The 20,386-nt window shown below is 44.7% G+C and carries 19 protein-coding genes; 9 read left to right on the forward strand and 10 right to left on the reverse strand.

The window, feature by feature from the left end; genetic code table 11:
• Positions 1 to 2: 2 nt before the first annotated feature.
• From glmS to RIG68_RS01665, 3 genes are read right to left on the reverse strand one after another with little or no spacing between them, the layout of a single operon-like run.
• Positions 3 to 1,853: a glutamine--fructose-6-phosphate transaminase (isomerizing) gene (gene glmS, locus RIG68_RS01655; RefSeq protein ID WP_151996253.1), complete on the reverse strand. Its 1,851-nt coding sequence runs from the start codon at positions 1,851 to 1,853 to the stop codon at positions 3 to 5.
• A gap of 3 nt (positions 1,854 to 1,856) precedes the next feature.
• Positions 1,857 to 3,170, reverse strand: a complete 1,314-nt coding sequence (locus tag RIG68_RS01660; RefSeq protein WP_350118042.1) for a DUF4270 family protein — start codon at positions 3,168 to 3,170, stop codon at positions 1,857 to 1,859.
• Entirely contained in the window at positions 3,154 to 3,966 is an 813-nt protein-coding gene (locus RIG68_RS01665) for a glycogen/starch synthase (protein WP_151996255.1), read from the reverse strand. Before RIG68_RS01665 ends, RIG68_RS01660 begins: the two co-directional genes overlap by 17 nt.
• A 128-nt stretch (positions 3,967 to 4,094) precedes the next feature.
• Here RIG68_RS01665 and panC point away from each other — a divergent pair, with 128 nt between their 5' ends.
• From panC to RIG68_RS01700, 7 genes are all read left to right on the forward strand, one after another.
• Positions 4,095 to 4,952, forward strand: a complete 858-nt coding sequence (gene panC / locus RIG68_RS01670; RefSeq protein WP_350118043.1) for a pantoate--beta-alanine ligase — start codon at positions 4,095 to 4,097, stop codon at positions 4,950 to 4,952.
• 4 nt (positions 4,953 to 4,956) lie between these two features.
• Positions 4,957 to 5,307 carry an aspartate 1-decarboxylase gene (gene panD / locus RIG68_RS01675; protein ID WP_350087945.1) on the forward strand — a complete coding sequence of 117 codons (351 nt, stop codon included), beginning with the start codon at positions 4,957 to 4,959 and terminating at the stop codon, positions 5,305 to 5,307.
• On the forward strand, positions 5,304 to 6,329 hold the full coding sequence (locus tag RIG68_RS01680; protein WP_350118045.1) for a lysylphosphatidylglycerol synthase transmembrane domain-containing protein: 1,026 nt from the start codon (positions 5,304 to 5,306) through the stop codon (positions 6,327 to 6,329). Before panD ends, RIG68_RS01680 begins: the two co-directional genes overlap by 4 nt.
• Positions 6,286 to 6,777, forward strand: a complete 492-nt coding sequence (rfaE2, locus tag RIG68_RS01685) for a D-glycero-beta-D-manno-heptose 1-phosphate adenylyltransferase (protein WP_502880600.1) — start codon at positions 6,286 to 6,288, stop codon at positions 6,775 to 6,777. The genes RIG68_RS01680 and rfaE2 overlap by 44 nt, the downstream gene beginning before the upstream one ends.
• A complete protein-coding gene (locus RIG68_RS01690; protein ID WP_350118389.1) occupies positions 6,777 to 7,466 on the forward strand; it encodes a zinc metallopeptidase in 690 nt (229 codons plus the stop codon). Before rfaE2 ends, RIG68_RS01690 begins: the two co-directional genes overlap by 1 nt.
• Before the next feature lie 94 nt (positions 7,467 to 7,560).
• Positions 7,561 to 8,703, forward strand: a complete 1,143-nt coding sequence (locus RIG68_RS01695; protein ID WP_350118391.1) for an acyl-CoA dehydrogenase — start codon at positions 7,561 to 7,563, stop codon at positions 8,701 to 8,703.
• A 121-nt stretch (positions 8,704 to 8,824) separates the two neighbouring features.
• Complete coding sequence (locus RIG68_RS01700) at positions 8,825 to 9,745, forward strand: helix-turn-helix domain-containing protein (protein WP_350118047.1); 921 nt, start codon at positions 8,825 to 8,827, stop codon at positions 9,743 to 9,745.
• Here RIG68_RS01700 and RIG68_RS01705 read toward each other — a convergent pair.
• The 4 genes from RIG68_RS01705 to RIG68_RS01720 form a co-directional block, all read right to left on the reverse strand.
• Entirely contained in the window at positions 9,731 to 10,498 is a 768-nt protein-coding gene (locus RIG68_RS01705; RefSeq protein WP_350118049.1) for a phosphoglycerol geranylgeranyltransferase, read from the reverse strand. The genes RIG68_RS01700 and RIG68_RS01705 overlap by 15 nt on opposite strands.
• A 120-nt stretch (positions 10,499 to 10,618) precedes the next feature.
• Positions 10,619 to 10,849, reverse strand: coding sequence for a hypothetical protein (locus RIG68_RS01710; RefSeq protein WP_350118051.1), 231 nt, complete (start codon positions 10,847 to 10,849; stop codon positions 10,619 to 10,621).
• Entirely contained in the window at positions 10,842 to 11,222 is a 381-nt protein-coding gene (locus RIG68_RS01715; RefSeq protein ID WP_151996262.1) for a phage holin family protein, read from the reverse strand. The genes RIG68_RS01710 and RIG68_RS01715 overlap by 8 nt, the downstream gene beginning before the upstream one ends.
• Positions 11,223 to 11,273: 51 nt before the next feature.
• A complete protein-coding gene (locus RIG68_RS01720; protein ID WP_236583009.1) occupies positions 11,274 to 12,473 on the reverse strand; it encodes a Na/Pi symporter in 1,200 nt (399 codons plus the stop codon).
• A gap of 398 nt (positions 12,474 to 12,871) precedes the next feature.
• Between RIG68_RS01720 and RIG68_RS01725 the strand changes: the two genes are divergently transcribed.
• The gene (locus tag RIG68_RS01725; protein WP_350118053.1) at positions 12,872 to 14,032 is read left to right on the forward strand and encodes a porin; all 1,161 of its coding nucleotides are present in this window, start codon (positions 12,872 to 12,874) and stop codon (positions 14,030 to 14,032) included.
• Positions 14,033 to 14,175: 143 nt separating this feature from the next.
• Positions 14,176 to 15,306 carry a hypothetical protein gene (locus RIG68_RS01730; protein ID WP_350073399.1) on the forward strand — a complete coding sequence of 377 codons (1,131 nt, stop codon included), beginning with the start codon at positions 14,176 to 14,178 and terminating at the stop codon, positions 15,304 to 15,306.
• Between the two features lie 2 nt (positions 15,307 to 15,308).
• Here RIG68_RS01730 and RIG68_RS01735 read toward each other — a convergent pair whose 3' ends face one another.
• Genes RIG68_RS01735 through secA form a run of 3 tightly spaced genes read right to left on the reverse strand, consistent with a single transcriptional unit; the run spans position 15,309 to position 20,384 of the window.
• Entirely contained in the window at positions 15,309 to 16,499 is a 1,191-nt protein-coding gene (locus tag RIG68_RS01735; protein ID WP_350118055.1) for a M20 metallopeptidase family protein, read from the reverse strand.
• Positions 16,500 to 17,009 (reverse strand): SPOR domain-containing protein, encoded by a 510-nt coding sequence (locus tag RIG68_RS01740; protein ID WP_350118057.1) that lies wholly within the window; start codon positions 17,007 to 17,009, stop codon positions 16,500 to 16,502. It lies immediately after the preceding gene.
• A 6-nt stretch (positions 17,010 to 17,015) separates the two neighbouring features.
• Positions 17,016 to 20,384, reverse strand: coding sequence for a preprotein translocase subunit SecA (secA, locus tag RIG68_RS01745; RefSeq protein WP_350118059.1), 3,369 nt, complete (start codon positions 20,382 to 20,384; stop codon positions 17,016 to 17,018).
• Positions 20,385 to 20,386 lie beyond the last annotated feature (2 nt).

Consider the following 20,386-nt stretch of genomic DNA (forward strand, 5'->3'; position numbering starts at 1 on the left):
GCTTATTCAACAGTTACTGACTTGGCAAGGTTTCGTGGCTGGTCGACATTGCATCCCCTCATCACAGCAATGTGGTACGAAAGCAACTGCAGTGGAATAACAGATACCAATGGCATCAGCGCTTCAGAAGTGTGAGGCACTTCAATGACAAAATCTGCTATCTCTTTGATGGTTTCCTCTCCTTCGGTAACTATGGCAATTACTTTCCCTTTTCTTGCCTTGACCTCTTGTATGTTGGAAACAACTTTCTCATAAGAAGAATCCCTGGTGGCAATAAATACGACCGGCATTTCTTCGTCAATCAACGCAATAGGGCCATGCTTCATTTCCGCTGCCGGATACCCTTCCGCATGGATATAGGAAATTTCCTTCAGTTTAAGTGCCCCCTCAAGTGCTACAGGGAAATTGTAGCCACGACCCAAATAGATGAAGTTCCTGGCGTCTTTGAAAAGCGCCGATATTTCTTTGATTTGATCGTTAACATCCAGCACCTTTTTGATTTTCGCCGGTATGCTTTCAAGCTCCACAAGCAATTCATGGTATTTGCTTTCAGTAATCGTGCCTTTGCGATGAGCGATCCGCAATGCCATCATAATAAGGACAGTCAGCTGGGCTGTAAAGGCTTTGGTACTGGCAACACCAATCTCAGGGCCGGCATGCAAATAGGCTCCTTCATGAGTTATTCTCGAAATGGATGAACCTACCGCATTAACTACGCCAAGAATAATGGCACCTTTAGATTTGGCCAGCTCAAGGGCGGCAAGTGTGTCGGCCGTTTCGCCCGACTGTGAAATGGCAATCACAATATCGCCTTCGTTAATGATCGGGTTCCTGTAACGGAATTCAGAGGCATACTCAACCTCCACAGGGATACGGCAAAAATCTTCAATAATGTATTCAGCAACGAGCCCTGCATGCCACGAAGTTCCACAGGCCACAATTACTATTCTTTGGGCGTTAGTAAGTGCATTGGCATACTCATGAATACCGCCCAATACCAGTTTGCCTTCATCGGCTTTTAAACGGCCCCTCATACAGTCGGCGATGCTATTAGGCTGTTCAAATATTTCCTTAAGCATGAAATGCTCATAGCCACCTTTTTCGATGGCTTCAAGATTGAGGTCGAGTTCATGTACCTGAGGGTATTGTTCTACATCCTCAAGACTTTTGATGGTCATCTGATTGCCAGTGATAACCGCCATTTCTTCATCTTTCAAATACACCACCTTCTTGGTGTATTCCACGATCGGCGTCGCATCGGAGGCGAGGAAGAAAGAGCCATCATCCTCTTTAATGCCGATAACAAGCGGGCTTCCTTTTCTGGCAGCGATTAAGGTGTCAGGATTATCTTTGGCGATTACTACAATAGCGTACGCACCTACCACTCTGGTCAGGGCAAGCCTTACGCCTTCCTCAAGAGAGCAATCTTCTGACGTAATAATATAGTCAATAAAAGACGCCAGCACTTCTGTGTCGGTTTGGCTCTCAAATGTGTAACCCTTTTTTTGCAGCTCGGTTTTTATTGCAGCGTAATTTTCAATAATGCCGTTATGCACCAGTGAAAGCCTGCCATTGTACGACTTGTGGGGGTGGGCATTGATGTCGCTGGGCTCACCGTGAGTAGCCCAACGTGTATGGCCAATTCCGATGCCGGATTTAGGGCTTTTGCCGTCTATCAGATTTTCAAGTTCTTTGACCTTGCCCTGCTTTTTGTATATTTTGATGTCGGCAACCGAGTTGTCGAATAACGCAACTCCAGCACTGTCGTAACCTCTGTATTCAAGTCTTTTGAGGCCTTTGATGAGAATTGGCAATGCTTGCTCTTTTCCCTTGTAGGCAACAATTCCACACATAGCTTATTGTAATCTTGTATAGTAAATTTTTAACTGGATGCTGTCTTTGGGCACAACAAACCTGCTTAAGCTCGTAACATCATTGGTGCCAGGATAAATGAGCAGATCGTTTGTGTTAATTATGCTATCACGCAAGAGCTGAAAGAAAAAAGTCGGCGTACCGCTGTATGACCTGGAAGCCGAGTCGTACAGTGGAAACAGGGGGCGAGGCGAACTGGGATTGCCGTAGCTGACATCGCTTAGAATAACATGATTGGCAATTCGGTTAGCCAGGCCAATGTTTGCCCCAATTATTTTATTCGTACTATCAGCAAATATATACATAAAGCTATTTGGGGGCATGATTCGATAGTCGACCGAAGTCAATTCATCAATAGCCCCGAGCTTTATCTCAGCACGATTGACGATAATATTGCCCAGAGAATCCACAAACTTTCTGAACGGTCTGAGTGAAAGCTTGGTATAAATACCTGTTCCTCCCTGAAGATACATGTGACCTGATGGAGGAATAAACTCGTCGCTCTGCTCTACCAGGGCTCCCAGCTCGGTGCCTGCTCTATCTGCGGTAACGCCGTTGTATCGTACCGTGGCGCCAAAGTTCAGCGAATAAACCAATGAATCAGCGCCGTCAGGTACATGATAGTGAACATTTACTTTAGAGTTTTCGGGGTGGAAACCAAAAATGAGTGTATTGTCTGCCCCCGGGATCAGAGCAAAGCCTTTTATCTCATTTTCCAGCTCAGAAACTGTTGTTCCATTTCTAACAATACTAAAGAAGTTGCTGGCCCATGCCGGAGTCGCCTTTATCCTTATTACTGTGTCTTTTGTCGGCGAATAAAAGAATTTTTTGGACGCAGCCGGCGTACGTGACAGGTACTTTGTTGAGTCATCCGTATAGTAGCTAACCCCGGAATACAGTGTGTCCGATAGCTGATAAACGTTAATGGTCTGAAACGTGCTACCGTATTCGCCATAAATATAACTCAACTCAAAATCAAACATGATTGAGTCAAGAACGCCCTTGTCGTTGATGGCAACAAGCTCGCCGTTTCTCGTTACCTGCGAAAAGGACTTAGCGGTAATGTCTCCAAAGAATGGATCTTTAAACCTTCCAACGAGCAGCCTTGAGTCGTTGGTTGTATTTATACTGTCAAAAAGAATAACAGAAGATGGAAGAGTAAAAACCTCCTCATAAACACCTACATTGTTTTCGTTTGGATTAAGCTCCAACCCTACTTCACTTGGGCTTTCACACCCAAAAAGCATTAGGGCTGCTCCAAAGAGCAACCCTGATGCAGTCCTACCCTGCAAGTTCATTATATAGATTGTAGTGTCTGTCTAAAAAGTTTTCGTCATTTTCGATAACGTTGAATTTCTTTTCTTTGGATAATTCGTTGGTTAAATTATTCAGGCTTTCGCTTTCTTCTTCTTCTGCTCTGATGACAGCGTCCGAATATTCAATACCCATCTTAATAAAACCTTCGTAATCTGCAGACTTAAGTGGATTCAACATGCTGTCCTCGATGTCAATCATTTTCACCTTTTCAAGCAGGTTGTCCCCAAACTTGAAAGAGAAAGCGTTGTCGTATATTGTCAAGACACACTTAGCCGTCTGAAAGATGGGATCATTCTTGTAAGTTGTTTTTACATACAAAGGAATCAGGCTTGTCATCCAGTCGTTGCAGTGGATAATATCTGGTGCCCAACCCAATTTCTTAACCGTTTCGAGCACACCCTTGCAGAAGAAAATAGCTCTTTCATCATTATCGCTATAGAATTTATCTTCTTTGTCATGAAACACAGACTTTCTGTGGAAGTAATCTTCATTATCGATGAAGTATACCTGTAATTTAGCGTTCGGGATAGAAGCAACCTTAATAACAAGAGGCTTCTCCTCATCTCCCACGGCAATGTTAATGCCGGACAATCTTACTACTTCATGCAGTCTGTTTTTTCGCTCGTTGATCAACCCAAAACGTGGAACAAGAATCCTGATTTCCATGCCTCTTTCCTGCATCGCTTGCGGCAGTCTTCTCACGAATTCTGCTACTTGAGTTGTTTGAAGAAAGGGATTGATTTCGCTGGCTACGTATAGAATGCGAAGTTTTGCCATAAGAGTATTGATTTATATTTGACGGAACAAAACGAGCCACAAAAGTACAAAAAAATAACGTGCTTTCCATACATATTCCCTTTTATAACTTAGTTTTGCTGCCCTTTAGCTCACTCATAATCAGTGCTGTGGAGATAGTAACGTCCCCTGTAGAATGTCGAAAAAAGATACTTTCTCTGACTGTGGAGGGGAAAAACATAGGGTTTGTTCCTACGATGGGGGCCTTGCACGATGGGCACATGGAGCTGGTCAGACAAGCAAAGTTGTCCTGTGATTTTGTTGTGGTTAGCATCTTTGTAAATCGAACACAGTTCAACAACGAAGAGGACTTCAAGAAATACCCAAAGTCATTTGATAGTGATGCAGAGAAGCTGAGGCAGTCGGGATGTGACATCGTTTTTGCGCCGGGAGATAGTGATATGTACCCTGGCACTCCTGAGGTGAAAATAACTTTCCCCCGCCTGCAAAAACCTATGGAGGGGCGCTATCGCCCGGGTCATTTTGAGGGTGTTGCCCTTGTCGTTTCGAAGCTGCTGCACCTGGTGCCGGCACAAAAGGCCTTTTTCGGCAGGAAGGATTGGCAGCAGGTGCTTATTATTAAGCAGTTGGTCAGAGATTTACACTTCTTCTCAGAAATTATTTCTGTGCCGACAGTGAGAGAGCCAGATGGGTTGGCTATGTCTTCAAGAAATCAACTTTTGAGTGAGAAGGAACGATCGTTGGCGGTGATTTTCAGCAAAAGCCTGTATATGGCGAGAGAAAAACTTCTTGCGGGAGAGAGTGTAGAGGGAGCAGTTGCTTCCGTCAGGCAAGCATTTGATCGCCTGCCGGAAGTAAGACTGGAATACTTTGAAATAGCGAATCGTGAAACTTTAGAGCCTGTACAAAGTGTTGAGACGAATATACCTGTTTCCTTGTTCATTGCGGGGTATGTGGGGGGCGTTCGATTGATTGATAATATCTTCCTTCAGGAAGAAACTGAATAAGAAAATGCAGATTGAAATTCTTAAGTCAAAAATTCACAGAGTTCGAATTACTCAGGCGGAGCTTCACTATGTGGGCAGCATCACAATTGATGAAGACCTGATGAAGGCTGCCAACCTTATTGAGAATGAGAAGGTGCAGGTCGTGAATGTTAACAATGGTGAACGCCTTGAAACCTATGTGATTAAGGGAGATGCCGGAAGTGGGGAGATTTGCCTCAATGGGCCGGCAGCCCGAAAGGCGCAGGTAGGCGACGTCGTAATAATCATTTCCTACTGTCACCTGGATTTTGAAGAGGCTAAAGCTTTTAAGCCGACACTCATTTTCCCTGACGACAATAACAAACTAATCAGTTGAGAAAAACTATCACCAGTGTTGTCCGATACGTTTTAACCCTCGCCCTTGCCTTTGCTCTCCTTTGGTGGCTTTTTAAGGACATCGACCTGGATGACTTCATGTCACGGCTTAACAAGGTAGAATACGGCTGGGTGTACCTGTCTATTGGCATATCTTTTTTTGGTTATTGGGTAAGGGCCTACAGATGGAACCTGCTGTTCAAGTCTCTTGATGTATCGGTTAGTACTTTCAGGCTATTTTTAGCAGTCATGGTAGGTTATTTGGCCAACATGGCGTTTCCCAGGATGGGGGAGGTTAGCCGATGTGCTATCCTCAGAAGGACAGACAACATCCCCATGTCTACCTCCATAGGCACTGTGGTTACAGAGAGAGGGGTTGATCTAATCTCCCTCTTATCGGTGCTGGCAGGCGCTATGCTAGTCGAGTTTGGTAAAATATCGTCGTTGCTTGGCGATATGTTCAGCAGACTATGGGCAGGGCTTTCGGCCACGCAACTAATCATTACGGTGGTGATTATTGCTACAGTGGTTGTTCTTATCTATTTTATGATCAAAAGGTTTCAAAAAATGCCGGCCTTTGCAAAGCTGAAGGAATTCCTCGTCAACCTGGGTCATGGTATCGGCAGCATAACTAAACTCAAGTCGCCTACTCTTTTTGTTCTCAGTACGGTGGCCATGTGGTTGAGTTACTTTTTCATGTCTTATGTAATCGTCTTTTCTATGGAGGAGACAGCATGGCTTGACTTAAAGGCAGGTCTGGTGCTATTGGCGATGGGTGGAATTGGCATGGCCATGCCAGTTCAGGGAGGAATTGGCACATATCATGCCTTTGTGGCAGGAATTTTACTGTGGTATGGCATCGGAGAGCAAACAGGCGTATTTTTTGCTACACTGCTTCATACGTCACAGGTCGTAACCATCCTGGTGTTGGGAGGCGTATCGATTCTTGTGGCAGTGCTTTTACCAGTAAAGAACCAAATTGAAAACAGCGTCGAAAATCAAGGATCGGAAGGCGGCAAGTAGCCAGGTCGCTAGTTGGCATGCCGAAGGGCTTTCAGTGGTGTTTACCAATGGATGTTTCGACATCCTGCACCTTGGTCATGTCGACTATCTTGAAAGGGCGAGGCAACTTGGCGACAAGCTGGTAGTGGCGTTGAACACTGATGCGTCGGTTCAGCGACTGAAAGGGCCGGAAAGGCCTATCGTGAATGAGGCATCCAGGGCCAGGGTAATGGCCGCTCTCGGTTTCGTCGATTTGGTGGTCTTTTTTGATGAGGAAACGCCGAAAGAGCTGATCGAAGCCCTTCAACCAGATATTTTAGTGAAAGGCGGTGACTACACTGTTGAAACTATTGTAGGTGCCGATTTTGTTTTGAAGCACGGTGGAAAAGTTATTCCACTCCCATTGATAGATGGGTATTCTACTACTACATTTGTGAATAAAATTAAGCTAAACGATAAAAACTTATGATGCTTCTTCTGATTGGTGTTGTGTTTATGATTATCAGCTGGTCGGTGAGTAACAAGCTGAAAAATAAATTCAAAAAGTACTCCCAGGTTGGGTTAGCCTCTAACCTTAGTGGCCGTGAAATTGCCGAAAAAATGCTGGCAGATCATGGTATATATGATGTGAAAGTGGTGTCGGTAGAAGGCCAATTGACGGATCATTACAATCCGGCCAGCAAAACTGTGAACCTGAGCCCCGATGTATATCACGGTCGGTCGGCAGCTGCAGCTGCGGTGGCTGCCCATGAGTGTGGCCACGCTGTTCAACATGCTACGGCGTATAGCTTCCTTGAGTTCAGGTCGGCAATGGTGCCAGTGCAGAACGTTACCGCCAGGGTAATGAACATCATGTTTATGGCCATGCTGTTCGGTTCATTTTTCCTGCAAGGATTTATGCAAACAGGACTTCTGATTATTATAGGTTGTTACTTTGTATTCACCCTGTTTGCTTTCGTTACCCTCCCGGTTGAGTTTGATGCAAGCAGCAGGGCGCTGGCGTGGATCGACCGCAAAGGTATTGTGACTTCGAAAGAGCACGAAATGGCTAAAGATGCTTTGAAATGGGCTGCTATGACTTACGTGGTGGCTGCATTGTCGGCATTGGTTACGCTGTTTTACTTTATTCTGTCTTACCTGGGTATGAGCAGAGACTAGTAAAATATTTCAAAGAAATGATGGGGACTTGGGCATGGCTCAAGTCCTTTTTTGTTTATTTTTAGCTCATACAATAACCCGCATACAACTTATGATGAATTTTGATTTGACCGAAGAGCAGCTGGCAGTAAGAGATGCCGCAAGAGATTTTGCACAGAACGAATTGCTTCCCGGAGTAATTGAAAGGGATGAGCATCAAAAATTTCCGGCTGAGCAGGTCAAAATGATGGGCGAGCTTGGGTTCATGGGTATGATGGTGGATCCTAAATATGGCGGGAGCGGTATGGACACTGTGTCCTATGTGCTGGCCATGGAGGAAATATCGAAAATAGATGCCTCAGCTTCTGTTTGTATGTCAGTGAATAACTCACTGGTGTGCTGGGGTCTTGAAAAATATGGTAACGAGGAGCAAAAGCAGAAATACCTTACAAGGTTGGCCAAGGGTGAAATAATCGGGGCGTTTTGCCTGTCAGAGCCGGAGGCTGGTTCTGACGCCACCTCTCAACGGACTACTGCTGAGGACAAAGGTGACTATTACCTGCTCAACGGAACGAAGAACTGGATCACGAATGGCAACAGTGCGTCGGTATACATTGTAATGGCGCAAACGGATGCTTCCAAGGCTCACAAAGGAATCAACGCCTTGATAGTGGAGAAGGGGATGGAGGGCTTTGTTGTCGGCAAAAAAGAAAACAAGCTGGGCATTAGGGGATCCGATACCCATTCGCTGATGTTTCAGGATGTGAAAGTGCCAAAGGCAAACAGGATAGGCGACGATGGATTTGGCTTTTCGTTTGCCATGAGTACGCTTAACGGTGGTAGAATTGGCATAGCTTCCCAGGCGCTGGGAATTGCATCCGGGGCCATGGAGCTGTCAATTGCCTATGCGAAAGAACGTAAGGCTTTTGGGAAAAGCATCGCTGAGCACCAGGCCATCCAGTTCAAACTCGCTGATATGGCTACTGAAATTGAAGCTGCCAGGTTGCTTTGTCTCAGGGCAGCGCAATTAAAGGATCAGAAGGCTGATTTTAGTCAGGCAAGTGCCATGGCTAAACTTTTTGCTTCCGATGTAGCTATGAAGACGACGGTGGAGGCAGTGCAGATTCATGGCGGTTACGGTTACGTAAAAGAGTACCATGTTGAGCGGCTCATGAGGGACGCAAAAATCACGCAGATTTACGAAGGGACGTCAGAAATTCAGAAAATTGTAATTTCCAGAGGGTTGCTCAAAAATTGAGTTCCTTTTTAATTCATATTTGAGCTAGGTATTTTGTTATTAAATCATATTTGTATTAGTTTTATACAAATTCATTGTTAATTTTTTCTATTGCCACCCGCTCTCGCAAATTGTATGATTCATGGAAGAGTATAATAAAATTATTGAATCTCTTAGTATCAGATTTATTAAGGCACGCCACACCAATGTAATTCAGTCTGTTACGGTAGAGAATTTTTACGACGTTGAAAACACCATTTTTTTGGTTCACAAGGGGGTTTTGAAGTTTGGTAAGGACAAAGAAGAGGTGAATGCCGGCGAGGTGCTTTTTGTACCCGGCGGCAAAATGGCGTCTATCACTTATGGCTCAGGAAAGGCCATCAGCTTGTCTAATGACGACTTTTTGAACAACAAAGAGAAGTACCTGGAGAGTGTGAAGGGCTATAGTCAGGAGGAAGAAACGAGAGATAACTTTAGCTATATTACTTTCGAAGCAAAGGTATTCGACACTGTCAACTTTTTTGCATCGCTTGACATACCGCCGTTTGTAATGAAAGACGGAATGATGGGCTCATTGATTCAGGACATCGTTGTTGAACACTTTTCCGGAAAGCTTGGTAGAGATAGAATTGTGAAGCTTGAAACGGATAGATTGGTTGTGCAGGCCATCAGGTATATCATACAACACAACTTGTATGTAGAGCAGCTGGCCACTAACAGTAATTACTTCAAGGGCCCTCGCCTGATAGATATCTTTGCCTACATTAAGGATAATCTGGGTGACGACCTTTCCAATAAGATTTTGGCCAATGTTGCCAATGTTTCGGAGGATTATGTGGGGCAGTACTTCAAAATGCTGACCGGCATTAACCCACAGGACTACATTGAGTACCAACGAATGGAAAAGGCAGTTAACCTTTTGCGAACCTCAAAGAAAAGCATCAGGGAGATAGGTAAGGATGTGGGATATAAAGACACAGCTTACTTTTGCCGTCGTTTCAAAATGATGTTTGGAATACCTGCTGGTAAAATGAGAAGGAGAGAGTCTTTAATTAATGTTTAAAGGCTTTTGATTGAGGTGATGAATTCGCTCCGATACCTCAATTAGTAGATCAGGATTTTCCTCTACGCTGTTTCCCAGGATAAGCATGTCGGCACCCGCATGAAGGGCTTGTATGGCCAAATGAACAGAGCTGATTCCTCCACCCACAATCAGCGGCACATTGATATTTTTCTTGACAGCAGTAATTACTTTGGGAGGAATAGGCGCCTCTGCTCCACTCCCAGCATCCATATAAATTGTTTGTAAGCCGAGCATTTCGCCAGCCATTGCAGTGGAAACAGCGATGCTTACCTTGTCGGTAGGAATGGGTGTGGTGTTGCTGATATAGCTCGCAGCAGTGGCATGGCCGCTGTTTACAAGCATGTATCCGACTGGTATTACCTCCAGGTGCGTTCTTTTTAAAATGGGTGCAGCTATCACATGCTGGCCTATCAGATACTCCGGGTTTCTTCCTGAGATCAAAGAAAGGAAAAGAATGGCATCGGCATTGGAGTCTATTTGATAGTAGTTGCCTGGAAAAATGATCACCGGAATACTAGAATTTGCTTTGATGAGCTGGATGATCTGGCTAAAATTATTCTTGGTCATAAGACTGCCACCCACAAGAATATAGTCAACCTTATTTTCAACACACATGTTGATGACCCTAAGGCAAGCGCTGTTGTCCGACACCTTGTCAGGATCAATCAATATGCCCAGGGAACGTTTGCCTTCGTTACTCTTCTGTGTCAGTTGACTCAGTAGGTGGTTCATTCGTCAGTATTCTTTTTTGAATATAATTTAAGCCAAATTGAAGTAAAACTCCCCAAAGAGCCGCCATGCTTTTGTTGAGCGTCAACTTAAAAAATGATTTTGGCGGTTTTTCAACAAGTTCTATTGGCTGGTCAGGGCTTTTTTTTTAAGATCCTCTTTCCTGGAAGAGGATGTGATAAGTCTGGCTATCTGGTAGCCGGCAAAAAGGACGCCGCCAATAATCAGTCCGGTTTTCAGCGCCCGGGATACATTTTGCTCAACTGAGTCGGTTCCGGATTGGAGTTTCTTTTTTGCCTTTCGCTCCATTTCCTGAAGTTGTTCCTTCCGCCTGGTAATATCCGCTTTACTCATCTTCTTCAATTGGTTTTTCTGTAAGGGCCTCCCTCTCTTTCACTGCTTTGGTAATCTGATTTTCAACAGCATCTTTCAGCTTGCCGGATTGGAGCAGATACACGAAAAAAAGCAATGCAAGAAGATAGAAGCACGTAACTGCGCCATACCCAAGGTAGGCGCTGTTCCAAAGATAGTTTAAAAAAGTACTCAGCGTAATGCTTCCAAAAAACAGGAAGAACATAAAAACCGTGAGAATCAGAAACAGTGCTATTAGCTGAGCGAGAATTCCAGAGAGCTCTTCGATCATGTTTAGTTTGACGAGCTCTATTTTTATCCGCACATACTCAGTGACGGAATCTATCAATTCATCTATTTTCCAAAACTTTGACAAAAATACCTCCTTTGGACTAAGCGTTCAAGGTATGAAACTTTGATCAAACGGTTAAGGTTCCTCGACAGGCTTTTTATCAATTAGCTCGACAGGAGGAGAAGTTGTGTGTGTAAATGACCTATGAGCCAGAATGAGGCTGTAGGGGATGATAAAGAATGTGAGTAGTATATAGGCAAAACCCACGATGCGGTACCTCAGCGTAAATTTACCAAGGAGTTCAGCCATTTTAACAGGAATCCTTCGAATAACAGGGAAGGGCAGGAATATTAGGACACCGATTAAATTGAACAACAGGTGGGCAATTGCCACGGCTATGGCTTCTTCCGACTTGAACAGCGCTGCAATAATGGCAGTAATCGTTGTTCCAACATTGGCTCCCAGGATGAAGTTGAAGGCTTTTTGTACGGAGATTTTGCGGGTAGCTGCCAAAGGAACAATAAGGGAAGTAGTGATGGAACTCGACTGAATGCCAGCCGTGAGGAGGGTTCCCCATCCAAAGGCCTTGAAAGGATTGTTAAAAACAATATTTTCAAAATTCACCTTGGACTGACCGATCAGTCTTTTGTAGATGATATTCGACAGCAGCTTGATGCAGCCTATCAGTACCAGAAATGAAACAATGAGAAGAACTATGGGGTGTGATATCCAAAGACTTACCCAGTGGCTGATGGGATCAAACAATAATGTGTTGATATTAAATATCGGTCCGCTTTTCGAAAATAAATCTCCACCACTAAGTGAGGAGGCTATTTCACGAGAGAGGCGGGAAAGCAGGTGGTATTTTAGCTCTAGTGGAAAAAGAATGATGGTAGTGAGGATGTTGAAAATGTCGTGCACTGCCCCAGCCGCAATGGCTTTTCTGAACTCATTTCTCTTGGTGATATAACCAAGCGATACAATTGATGACGTGATAGTGGTGCCAATATTGGCACCCATAATAATGGGGACGGCATCCTCAAATGAGATTGAGCCAACAGCAACGGCCGCCACAATCATGGTGGTGCTTGACGAACTGCTTTGTATAAGTGCTGTAATCAGAAGGCCAATAAACAAGCCAACGAATGGGTCTGAAGTGGCAGACAGGATGGATTGGGCAGCAGTTTCGGTGAGCTGGTTGAAGGCTTGCCCCATCATATTGATGGAAAGGAGAAAGATGAAAACAGTGATGAGGACGTACCCGATATTACGGTACAGGTTTTTCGCAGAAGTCTGCTTTCCCTCGTCTATGTTTAAAACTTTCTTGACGGTCATCCAATTGAAGAGTTGTTGCCAGAAGAAGCAAGCCGCAAAGTTATCAAAAACTAATTGTTCAATCCGTTAGCGATATGAAACTATTGTTAATTCACCTTGTGCTCAAACGCTTGAACTGGGGAAGCAAGCTGATTTGCCTATTGTGAAGGCCAGTTGCACGTTATTAAAGGCAGTGAATGCCCGGTTTGAGATCATAAATTTGAGGGAAAATGTGCCTTTTTTTGGCCATTAACCATACTTACCATATAATCTGGTTAGCCAAAACAGTAACCCTGCTTGTGTTAAGATAATATTAATCATGTTTCTAAATTGTTAAGTAAACGAGGGTTTGTTAATATATAGTTATCAATTTCTTAACATTGTAGCTCTTCCCTACGAGAGCAACCGACCTAAGATTCATGCAGAGAGTGATCAACATTGTAATAGCCTTCTTTTTAACCCTATCGTTCATTTTACCAGGTATTGTCAAAGCACAGGACATTACCGAAAGCAAATTCGGAAGCGGAATCTCAGTATTTGCCAGAGACTCTTCATTTTCGATGAAGTTTAGCACCAGGTTTCAGACTTTGTATGAGGGAGTATACGACATGGGGCTCGACAAATACAAAGACAACCTATTGATAAGGAGAGCAAGGTTGAAGTTTGACGGGTTTGTGCATAACCCAAAAATACAATACAAGATTGAGTTGGGCTTGAGTGGTAGCGACATTGGCAATCAGGACATTGTTTCTGAATCGAATTATGCGCCACTGCAAATCCTTGATGCCGTGATAAAATACAACTTCCATGGAAACTGGAGCCTGTGGGTTGGCCAAACGAAACTTCCCGGAAACGTGGAACGGGTAATTTCATCTCAATCGTTACAGTTTGTTGACCGAAGTTTTCTTAACTCAAGATACAACCTTGACAGAGACCGGGGAGTTCAGGTTCGCTATGATGGGGAGACATTTGGTTTAATAACTGCGGTTTCCATAGGAGAGGGCAGGAATATTTCCGAGGAGAATCAAGGTGGATACGACTATACGGCCAGATTTGAGTGGCTTCCCCTCGGGCGATTCAGGAGCAATGGCGACTATGTTGGAGCCGACCTCAAAAGAGAATCGACTCCAAAGCTGATGGTTGGAATTGTCTACGACTATAACGACAACACTAATAGGGAAAGAGGCCAGTTGGGTAGAGTATTAAGTGAAAACAGGATTCTGCAGGCTGTGTTTGTGGATATGCATTTTAAGTACAGAGGATGGTCGGTGATGTCGGAGTATGTTAATAAGCAAGCACCGAACGGGCCCGTCGTTTCAGACGGAACTTATTATACTGGCACTGGCCTTAATATTCAAGCAGGATACTTACTCAAAAATAATTTCGAATTGGCCCTTAGGTTTACGGAAGTGCTGCCAGCCGTCGAAACATTGCGAGCAGGTATTCATCAATATACTTTTGGCGTCTCAAAATATATCGTTGGTCATTCTCTTAAAATACAGTCGGACTTGACAAGGATAGAAATTGAAGGAGGGGACGGCTCAATGATGTATCGTGCGCAGGTTGAGGTATCTTTTTAGCCAGGGAGCTTTCACCGTCAATGGCTCATAAGGTTAAGTAATATGCGAAGACGACAAAATAAAAGCCTTAACACTTTCTTAACAGTGGTAACAAAAACTATATTTAGCTTTGCCGGAACTTTCAAATTAAGCGTACACCTGCGATGTCTTCCAAACCGTCTGATAGTATCACTACACAAAAGCTAGGCAAAGGGGCTTTTAAATTGTTTAGCGTGTCAAAAAAGGAGAGAAACTATCTTTATTTTTTGCTTGCCATCACGTTTGTCTGCGGTATGGTGTATCCCTATCAGGAGGTGGCTATGTGGGTTGCGTTTGCTTTGGCTGGCTATTCTGCCATTGCCAATGATAGTATTCAAACCATTGGCACTTTTATTTCTTCAAACTCCCATAGGAAGTGGTATCACTTGTGGCTTTTCATGGGACTGATTTTCCTTGTTACAGTTACTTATAGCTGGATCACTTATGGTGGAGATGTATCGTATCAGCGGTTGAATACAAAAGGCCTTGAGGTAGCACCTACTTCCTTCAGTTTTCTTCAGGTTGCCGCTCCGGTAATCCTATTGGTTCTTACAAGACTTCGAATGCCGGTATCAACTTCAATCCTACTGTTGAGTGCCTTCTCTACCAAAGCTAGCTCCATTGGAGGTATTTTATCAAAAAGTCTTGTGGGCTATGCACTGGCTTTCGTCATCGCCATCATTGTTTGGACGCTAACCGCACAGCTATTTGATAAATATGCTAAGAAAAAACCGGCACACTGGTGGGCACCGCTGCAATGGCTTACCAGCGGGGCATTGTGGTCGGTTTGGATCATGCAGGATGCTGCAAACATAGCGGTTGTATTGCCAAGGGCGTTAAACACTGTGGAGTTTGTTGCATTTGCGTCATTTATATTTCTTGGCCTAGGTGTGCTGTTCTACCTCAAAGGGGACAAGATACAGTCGATCGTGGAAGAGAAGGCAGACATTACTGATGTGAGGGCCGCCACAATAGTCGACCTGGTTTATGCATGCCTCCTCTACTACCTGAAGGTAGTTAATACGATTCCGATAAGTACCACCTGGGTCTTTATAGGGCTTTTGGGAGGCCGTGAGTTGGCGATCAACTACATGAAGAAAAACAAGTCCAGCCGCAGAAAGGGAATAAGAAAGAGCATGAAGCTGATAGGCAAGGATGCTCTGTATGCCGGTATTGGATTGGTCATTTCCATTTTTCTCGCCTTGTCGATCAACGACGACATGAGGAAAGAGTTTTTTGACCTGATAGGCTGGTAACTTTAAACAGTCAGCTCTTTCAAAGCCAGCCAGGTCATAAGCCCCACGCCAAGCTCTAAAGCACTTTCATCAATATCGAACGTGGGTGTGTGAACTCCGGAAGTGATGCCATTAGCGTCATTTCTGGTGCCTAGTCGATAGAAGCATGAATCGATGTGGTGGGAGTAGAAGGCAAAGTCCTCAGCTGCCATCCAGATATCAAGATCTACAACTTTGTCTTTCCCCAAAAATTCTTCCGCCCATAATTTAGAGCGATTGGTGAGTCGCTCATCATTAGCAAGAAAGGGATAGCCCTTCATGATGTTAAAGTCGCAAGCCGCCCCCATTGACTCTGCAATGCCTTCCGCCATTTTTTTCATTTTTGCATGGGCATCCATTCTCCACTCTTCGTTGAGGGTTCTAAATGTGCCCTTTAGCTTGACCTCAGAAGGAATTACGTTTGTCGCTCCCTTCCCTTCAATATCGCCAAACGAAAGCACGGAAGGTATCTTTGGGCTGGCCATTCTACTAACCACCTGCTGCAATGCTGTAATAATGTAAGCAGTCACTACGATAGGATCTACCAAAGTTTCAGGCATGGCAGCATGGCCACCCTGGCCTTTTACCGTCACATATATTTCGTCAGCGCTGGCCATGTACATGCCAGGCCGAAACCCTACCGTGCCAGCAGGTAGCAACGGCATCACATGCTGACCAAAAAGACTTTTTGGAGAAGGGTTGGTAAGCACGCCCTCTTTGATCATTAAGCTGGCGCCTCCCGGTAGTTTTTCTTCTCCAGGCTGAAAAATGAGCTTAACGGTTCCCTCAAATTCATTCTTCAATGCACATAGGATTTTGGCAACACCGAGAAGTGAGGAGGTATGAACATCATGGCCGCAGGCATGCATAACACCCTCGTTTGTTGATTTATAAGGTGCAGTGTTCTTTTCCAAAATGGGCAAAGCGTCGATGTCTGCCCTCAGTGCTACAATTTTTCTATCTGGATTTTTCCCCTTTATAATAGCCACCGTACCAGTAGTGGCCATTTCGTCCAACTGGTCAATGGGAAGCTTTCCAAGAAATTCTCTGATGTAGCTTGCTGTGTTGTACTCCTCAAAGGACAGCTCAGGGTTAGCGTGCAGATGTCTTCGTACGCCGATAATTTCCTCCGAAAACTGATTGCTAAGCGTTTTGATTCTGTCTTTCAAATTCATCTATTCTACGGGTATTTTTTCCGGAAGTAGGAGAGCGTTGGGGAACACTTCCCGAACCTGAGCATATACCTGATTAGCCTCTAGTCTGGAATAAAACTTTCCTAGTTTTACCTTAAAGTTGGGCTGGACGTAAACAACCTGGGAAGGAATGTCCAATCCGATAGACCGAAGCTGTGCTCTTGCATTATTCGCCTGGTCTCTGTTTGGGCCGGAGTATACCTGAACAGTAAAGCCATCTACAACCCTTTTTTGGAGGTTTTTTTCGGCAATAAACATTACTACGCTATCGAGCTCTTGAGTGATATCGTATTGTGTGTTCAGTGGTTCTAGAGAAGCCGTCGACTTGGTGGTTTCTGCTGGTTTAAGGGGGTTTTCCTCCGTGGTAATAACCGGGTGTAAAATGGACAGATCTTCAGAATAAGAGTCAGTAGAGCCAGTAGAAGGAACTACCTTTTTTGAACACCCATACAGGATAAAAACACCAAGTGCTAAAGAAACGACTCTATTCATAGCTGGTTAGTCTTCAATATTGATTACAACACATTTGTTGTTGTTCACATCTTGCTCCACAGTCTTATATTTCACGCCTTCTTTTAAAGTGCCGTCAGTGTACTGCACAGTCACCCGATCGTTTCTTCCGGCCACTTTCTGCGACTTCATTGGCTCTGGGCGGGTAACGGCTGGCCTTGAACCAACAGGTTGCCCCTCTTTTCCTTCCAGCAAAGAACGTGACTCTTCCTTACTCTCTTTGTAATCACTTTTCGTGCGGGTTTGGCGAGCTTCTCTTACCTGGCTCGGATCCTGGCTTGGTATATCGGCCTTGATAAGGAAAGACATAGTTTCCTCATTTACCTTGGCGAGGAATACTTTGAACAATTCGAACGCTTCAAATTTGTAGATCAAAAGCGGGTCTTTTTGCTCGTATACAGCATTTTGAACAGACTGCTTCAAGTCATCCATCTCACGAAGGTGCTCCTTCCAGGTTTGGTCAATAAGCGCCAGGGTGATCATTTTCTCCATGGCCGCCACCATCTCCTTACCCTCGGTGTCCACCGCTTTCTTTAGATTAACCACAATGCCGAGTTGCTTTTTCCCGTCTGTAAATGGTACAAGAATATCGACTACAGTGGCTCCTTTATTGTCAAGAGTGTGCTTAAGAACTGGCAATGCCTTTTCCCGGATCGCAGCCTTTCTGGCGGTGTAGTGAGCCAGCACTTCATCATAAAGTCTGGCAGCAAGTGCGTCGCTTTTGATACCGGCAAACTCTTCCTGGCTGATACGCATGTCCAGACCGAAAGTGCTAAGCGCATTCAGTCTAAAGCCATCATAGTCTTGAGAGGCAGTAGCCGATATAGCCAAATCCTCAGACGTATCGTACATCATGTTGAGGATGTCAAGCTGTAGCCTTTCACCAAACAAAGCGTTCTTTCTTCTGGTGTAGATCACCTCTCGTTGAGAGTTCATGACATCGTCATATTCCAGGAGGCGCTTACGCATGGCGAAGTTGTTCTCTTCTACCTTCTTTTGAGCTCTTTCAATCGACTTGGTAATCATCGAATGCTGGATTACTTCGCCTTCTTCCAGTCCCATTCTGTCCATCCACTTGGCAATCCTGTCTGAGCCGAACAATCGCATCAGGTTGTCTTCAAGCGACACAAAGAACTGCGAAGATCCCGGGTCACCTTGTCGGCCTGATCGGCCTCTCAACTGCCTGTCGACCCTTCTCGATTCATGCCTTTCAGTTCCTACAATGGCCAAGCCTCCAGCTTTTTTCGACTCTTCGGTCAGTTTTATATCCGTACCACGCCCCGCCATGTTGGTGGCAATTGTTACGGTAGAAGGGTGGCCCGCTTCGGCCACAATTTCCGCCTCTCGCTGGTGTTGCTTGGCGTTTAGTACGTTGTGCTTAATTTTACGGATATTGAGCATGCGGCTTAGTACTTCCGAAATTTCTACAGAAGTAGTACCCACCAGCACTGGTCTACCGGCTTCAGTAAGCGCAACAATTTCATCAATAACAGCATTGAACTTCTCACGCATGGTCTTGTAGACCTTGTCTTCCATGTCTTTCCTAACAATCGGTCTGTTAGTTGGAATGACAACCACATCAAGTTTGTAAATCTCCCAAAGTTCACCAGCTTCGGTTTCGGCCGTACCAGTCATACCGGCCAGCTTGTGGTACATTCTGAAGTAGTTCTGCAGGGTGATGGTTGCATAAGTCTGCGTTGCATCTTCCACGGTCACGCTTTCTTTCGCTTCAATTGCCTGATGAAGGCCGTCTGAATAGCGGCGCCCTTCCATCATACGGCCGGTTTGCTCGTCCACAATCTTCACTTTGCCATCAATCACTACATACTCGGTGTCTTTTTCAAAAAGCGTATATGCTTTTAGCAGCTGATTAACGGTGTGGATACGCTGCGCTTTGATTTGGTAGTCTTTGATGACCGACTCTTTCTTTTTCAGGATATCGATTTCGGCAAGAGAGGTGTCACCCTCAAGCTTTGCAATTTCCATCCCAATATCAGGCATAATGAAGAAATTGGGATCTTCGCCATCACCTGTAATCATATCGACACCCTTCTCAGTCAGCTCGATAGAGTTATTTTTTTCCTCAATGGTAAAAAGCAAAGGCTCATCCGCCTCCGGCATCATCCGTTGATTGTCAGCCAGGTAGATATTCTCCGTTTTTTGAAGAACATTTCTTATACCTGTTTCACTGAGGTATTTGATCAAAGGCTTGTATTTGGGAAGCCCCCTGTGAGCTCTGAACAGTGATAAGCCGCCATCTGTCTCGTTGCCCTCGGCAATTTGTTTTTTGGCGTCATTCAGAAACTGCGCACATAGCTTGCGTTGAGATTCAACCAGCTTAAATATTCTTGGCTTCAGTTCGTAAAACTCATGCTCATCTCCTTTAGGGATAGGCCCTGAAATGATAAGAGGTGTTCTGGCCTCATCCACAAGTACGGAGTCAACCTCATCCACCATAGCATAGTGGTGTTCCCGCTGCACCAGCTCCTCTGGGCTTCTGGCCATGTTGTCCCGCAGGTAGTCAAAGCCAAATTCGTTGTTGGTGCCGTACGTAATGTCGGCGAGATAAGCGTTTCTTCTCTCCTGTGAGTTGGGTTGGTGCCTGTCGACACAGTCAACCGTTAGCCCATGAAACTGGAACAAGGGAGCGTTCCACTCTGAGTCACGCTTGGCCAGGTAGTCGTTTACAGTAACAATATGGACGCCTTTACCAGCAAGAGCGTTCAAATAGGCAGGTAGAGTAGCCACAAGGGTTTTTCCTTCACCAGTAGTCATTTCAGCAATCTTACCAGTGTGTAGTACAACTCCACCAATGAGCTGAACATCATAGTGAACCATGTTCCACTCCACTTCGGTGCCTGCTGCCAGCCATTTATTGGACCATTCGGCGGTCTCCCCATTGATTTTTATGTGGGGCTTCGTGGCTGCCATCTGTTTATCAAGGAGCGTTGCTTTAACCACCAACTTCTTGTTTTCAGCAAGTCGCCTGGAGGTTTCCTTCACTACAGCAAAAGCTTCTGGCAACAGTTTGAGCAAAGAATCTTCAATGCTCTTGTTCTTGTCTTTTTCGAGTTGATCTATTCTTTTGAATACGTCATCTTTCTGGTCGATATCCAAATCGGGTTCGTCGATTATCCTCTGATGCAAATCGTCAATTTCCTTCTGAATAGCGGCATTCCCTTCTTTGATGAACGCTTTGAACTGACTGGTTTTGTCTCTTAGCTCATCGTCAGAAATACTCTTAAGTTTCTCAAATTCTTTTTTGATTTGCTCAACAAGCGGAAGGACTTCCTTGATATCTCGCTCTGATTTTGTTCCAAAAAGTTTGGCTACCCCTTTGGTGAATATATTCAACATTT

The sequence above is a fragment of the Imperialibacter sp. genome (assembly GCF_040222385.1).
Lineage (GTDB): Bacteria > Bacteroidota > Bacteroidia > Cytophagales > Cyclobacteriaceae > Imperialibacter.

Coding starts and splice junctions, on each gene's coding strand:
- RIG68_RS01735 (WP_350118055.1), bottom strand. CDS start 16,499: ATGAATTTGAAAGACAGAATCAAAACGCTTAGCAATCAGTTTTCGGAG.
- panD (WP_350087945.1), top strand. CDS start 4,957: ATGCAGATTGAAATTCTTAAGTCAAAAATTCACAGAGTTCGAATTACT.
- RIG68_RS01690 (WP_350118389.1), top strand. CDS start 6,777: ATGCTTCTTCTGATTGGTGTTGTGTTTATGATTATCAGCTGGTCGGTG.
- RIG68_RS01725 (WP_350118053.1), top strand. CDS start 12,872: ATGCAGAGAGTGATCAACATTGTAATAGCCTTCTTTTTAACCCTATCG.
- RIG68_RS01695 (WP_350118391.1), top strand. CDS start 7,561: ATGAATTTTGATTTGACCGAAGAGCAGCTGGCAGTAAGAGATGCCGCA.
- secA (WP_350118059.1), bottom strand. CDS start 20,384: ATGTTGAATATATTCACCAAAGGGGTAGCCAAACTTTTTGGAACAAAA.
- RIG68_RS01660 (WP_350118042.1), bottom strand. CDS start 3,170: ATGAACTTGCAGGGTAGGACTGCATCAGGGTTGCTCTTTGGAGCAGCC.
- RIG68_RS01730 (WP_350073399.1), top strand. CDS start 14,176: ATGTCTTCCAAACCGTCTGATAGTATCACTACACAAAAGCTAGGCAAA.
- RIG68_RS01705 (WP_350118049.1), bottom strand. CDS start 10,498: ATGAACCACCTACTGAGTCAACTGACACAGAAGAGTAACGAAGGCAAA.
- RIG68_RS01720 (WP_236583009.1), bottom strand. CDS start 12,473: ATGACCGTCAAGAAAGTTTTAAACATAGACGAGGGAAAGCAGACTTCT.
- RIG68_RS01710 (WP_350118051.1), bottom strand. CDS start 10,849: ATGAGTAAAGCGGATATTACCAGGCGGAAGGAACAACTTCAGGAAATG.
- RIG68_RS01665 (WP_151996255.1), bottom strand. CDS start 3,966: ATGGCAAAACTTCGCATTCTATACGTAGCCAGCGAAATCAATCCCTTT.
- glmS (WP_151996253.1), bottom strand. CDS start 1,853: ATGTGTGGAATTGTTGCCTACAAGGGAAAAGAGCAAGCATTGCCAATT.
- RIG68_RS01700 (WP_350118047.1), top strand. CDS start 8,825: ATGGAAGAGTATAATAAAATTATTGAATCTCTTAGTATCAGATTTATT.
- RIG68_RS01740 (WP_350118057.1), bottom strand. CDS start 17,009: ATGAATAGAGTCGTTTCTTTAGCACTTGGTGTTTTTATCCTGTATGGG.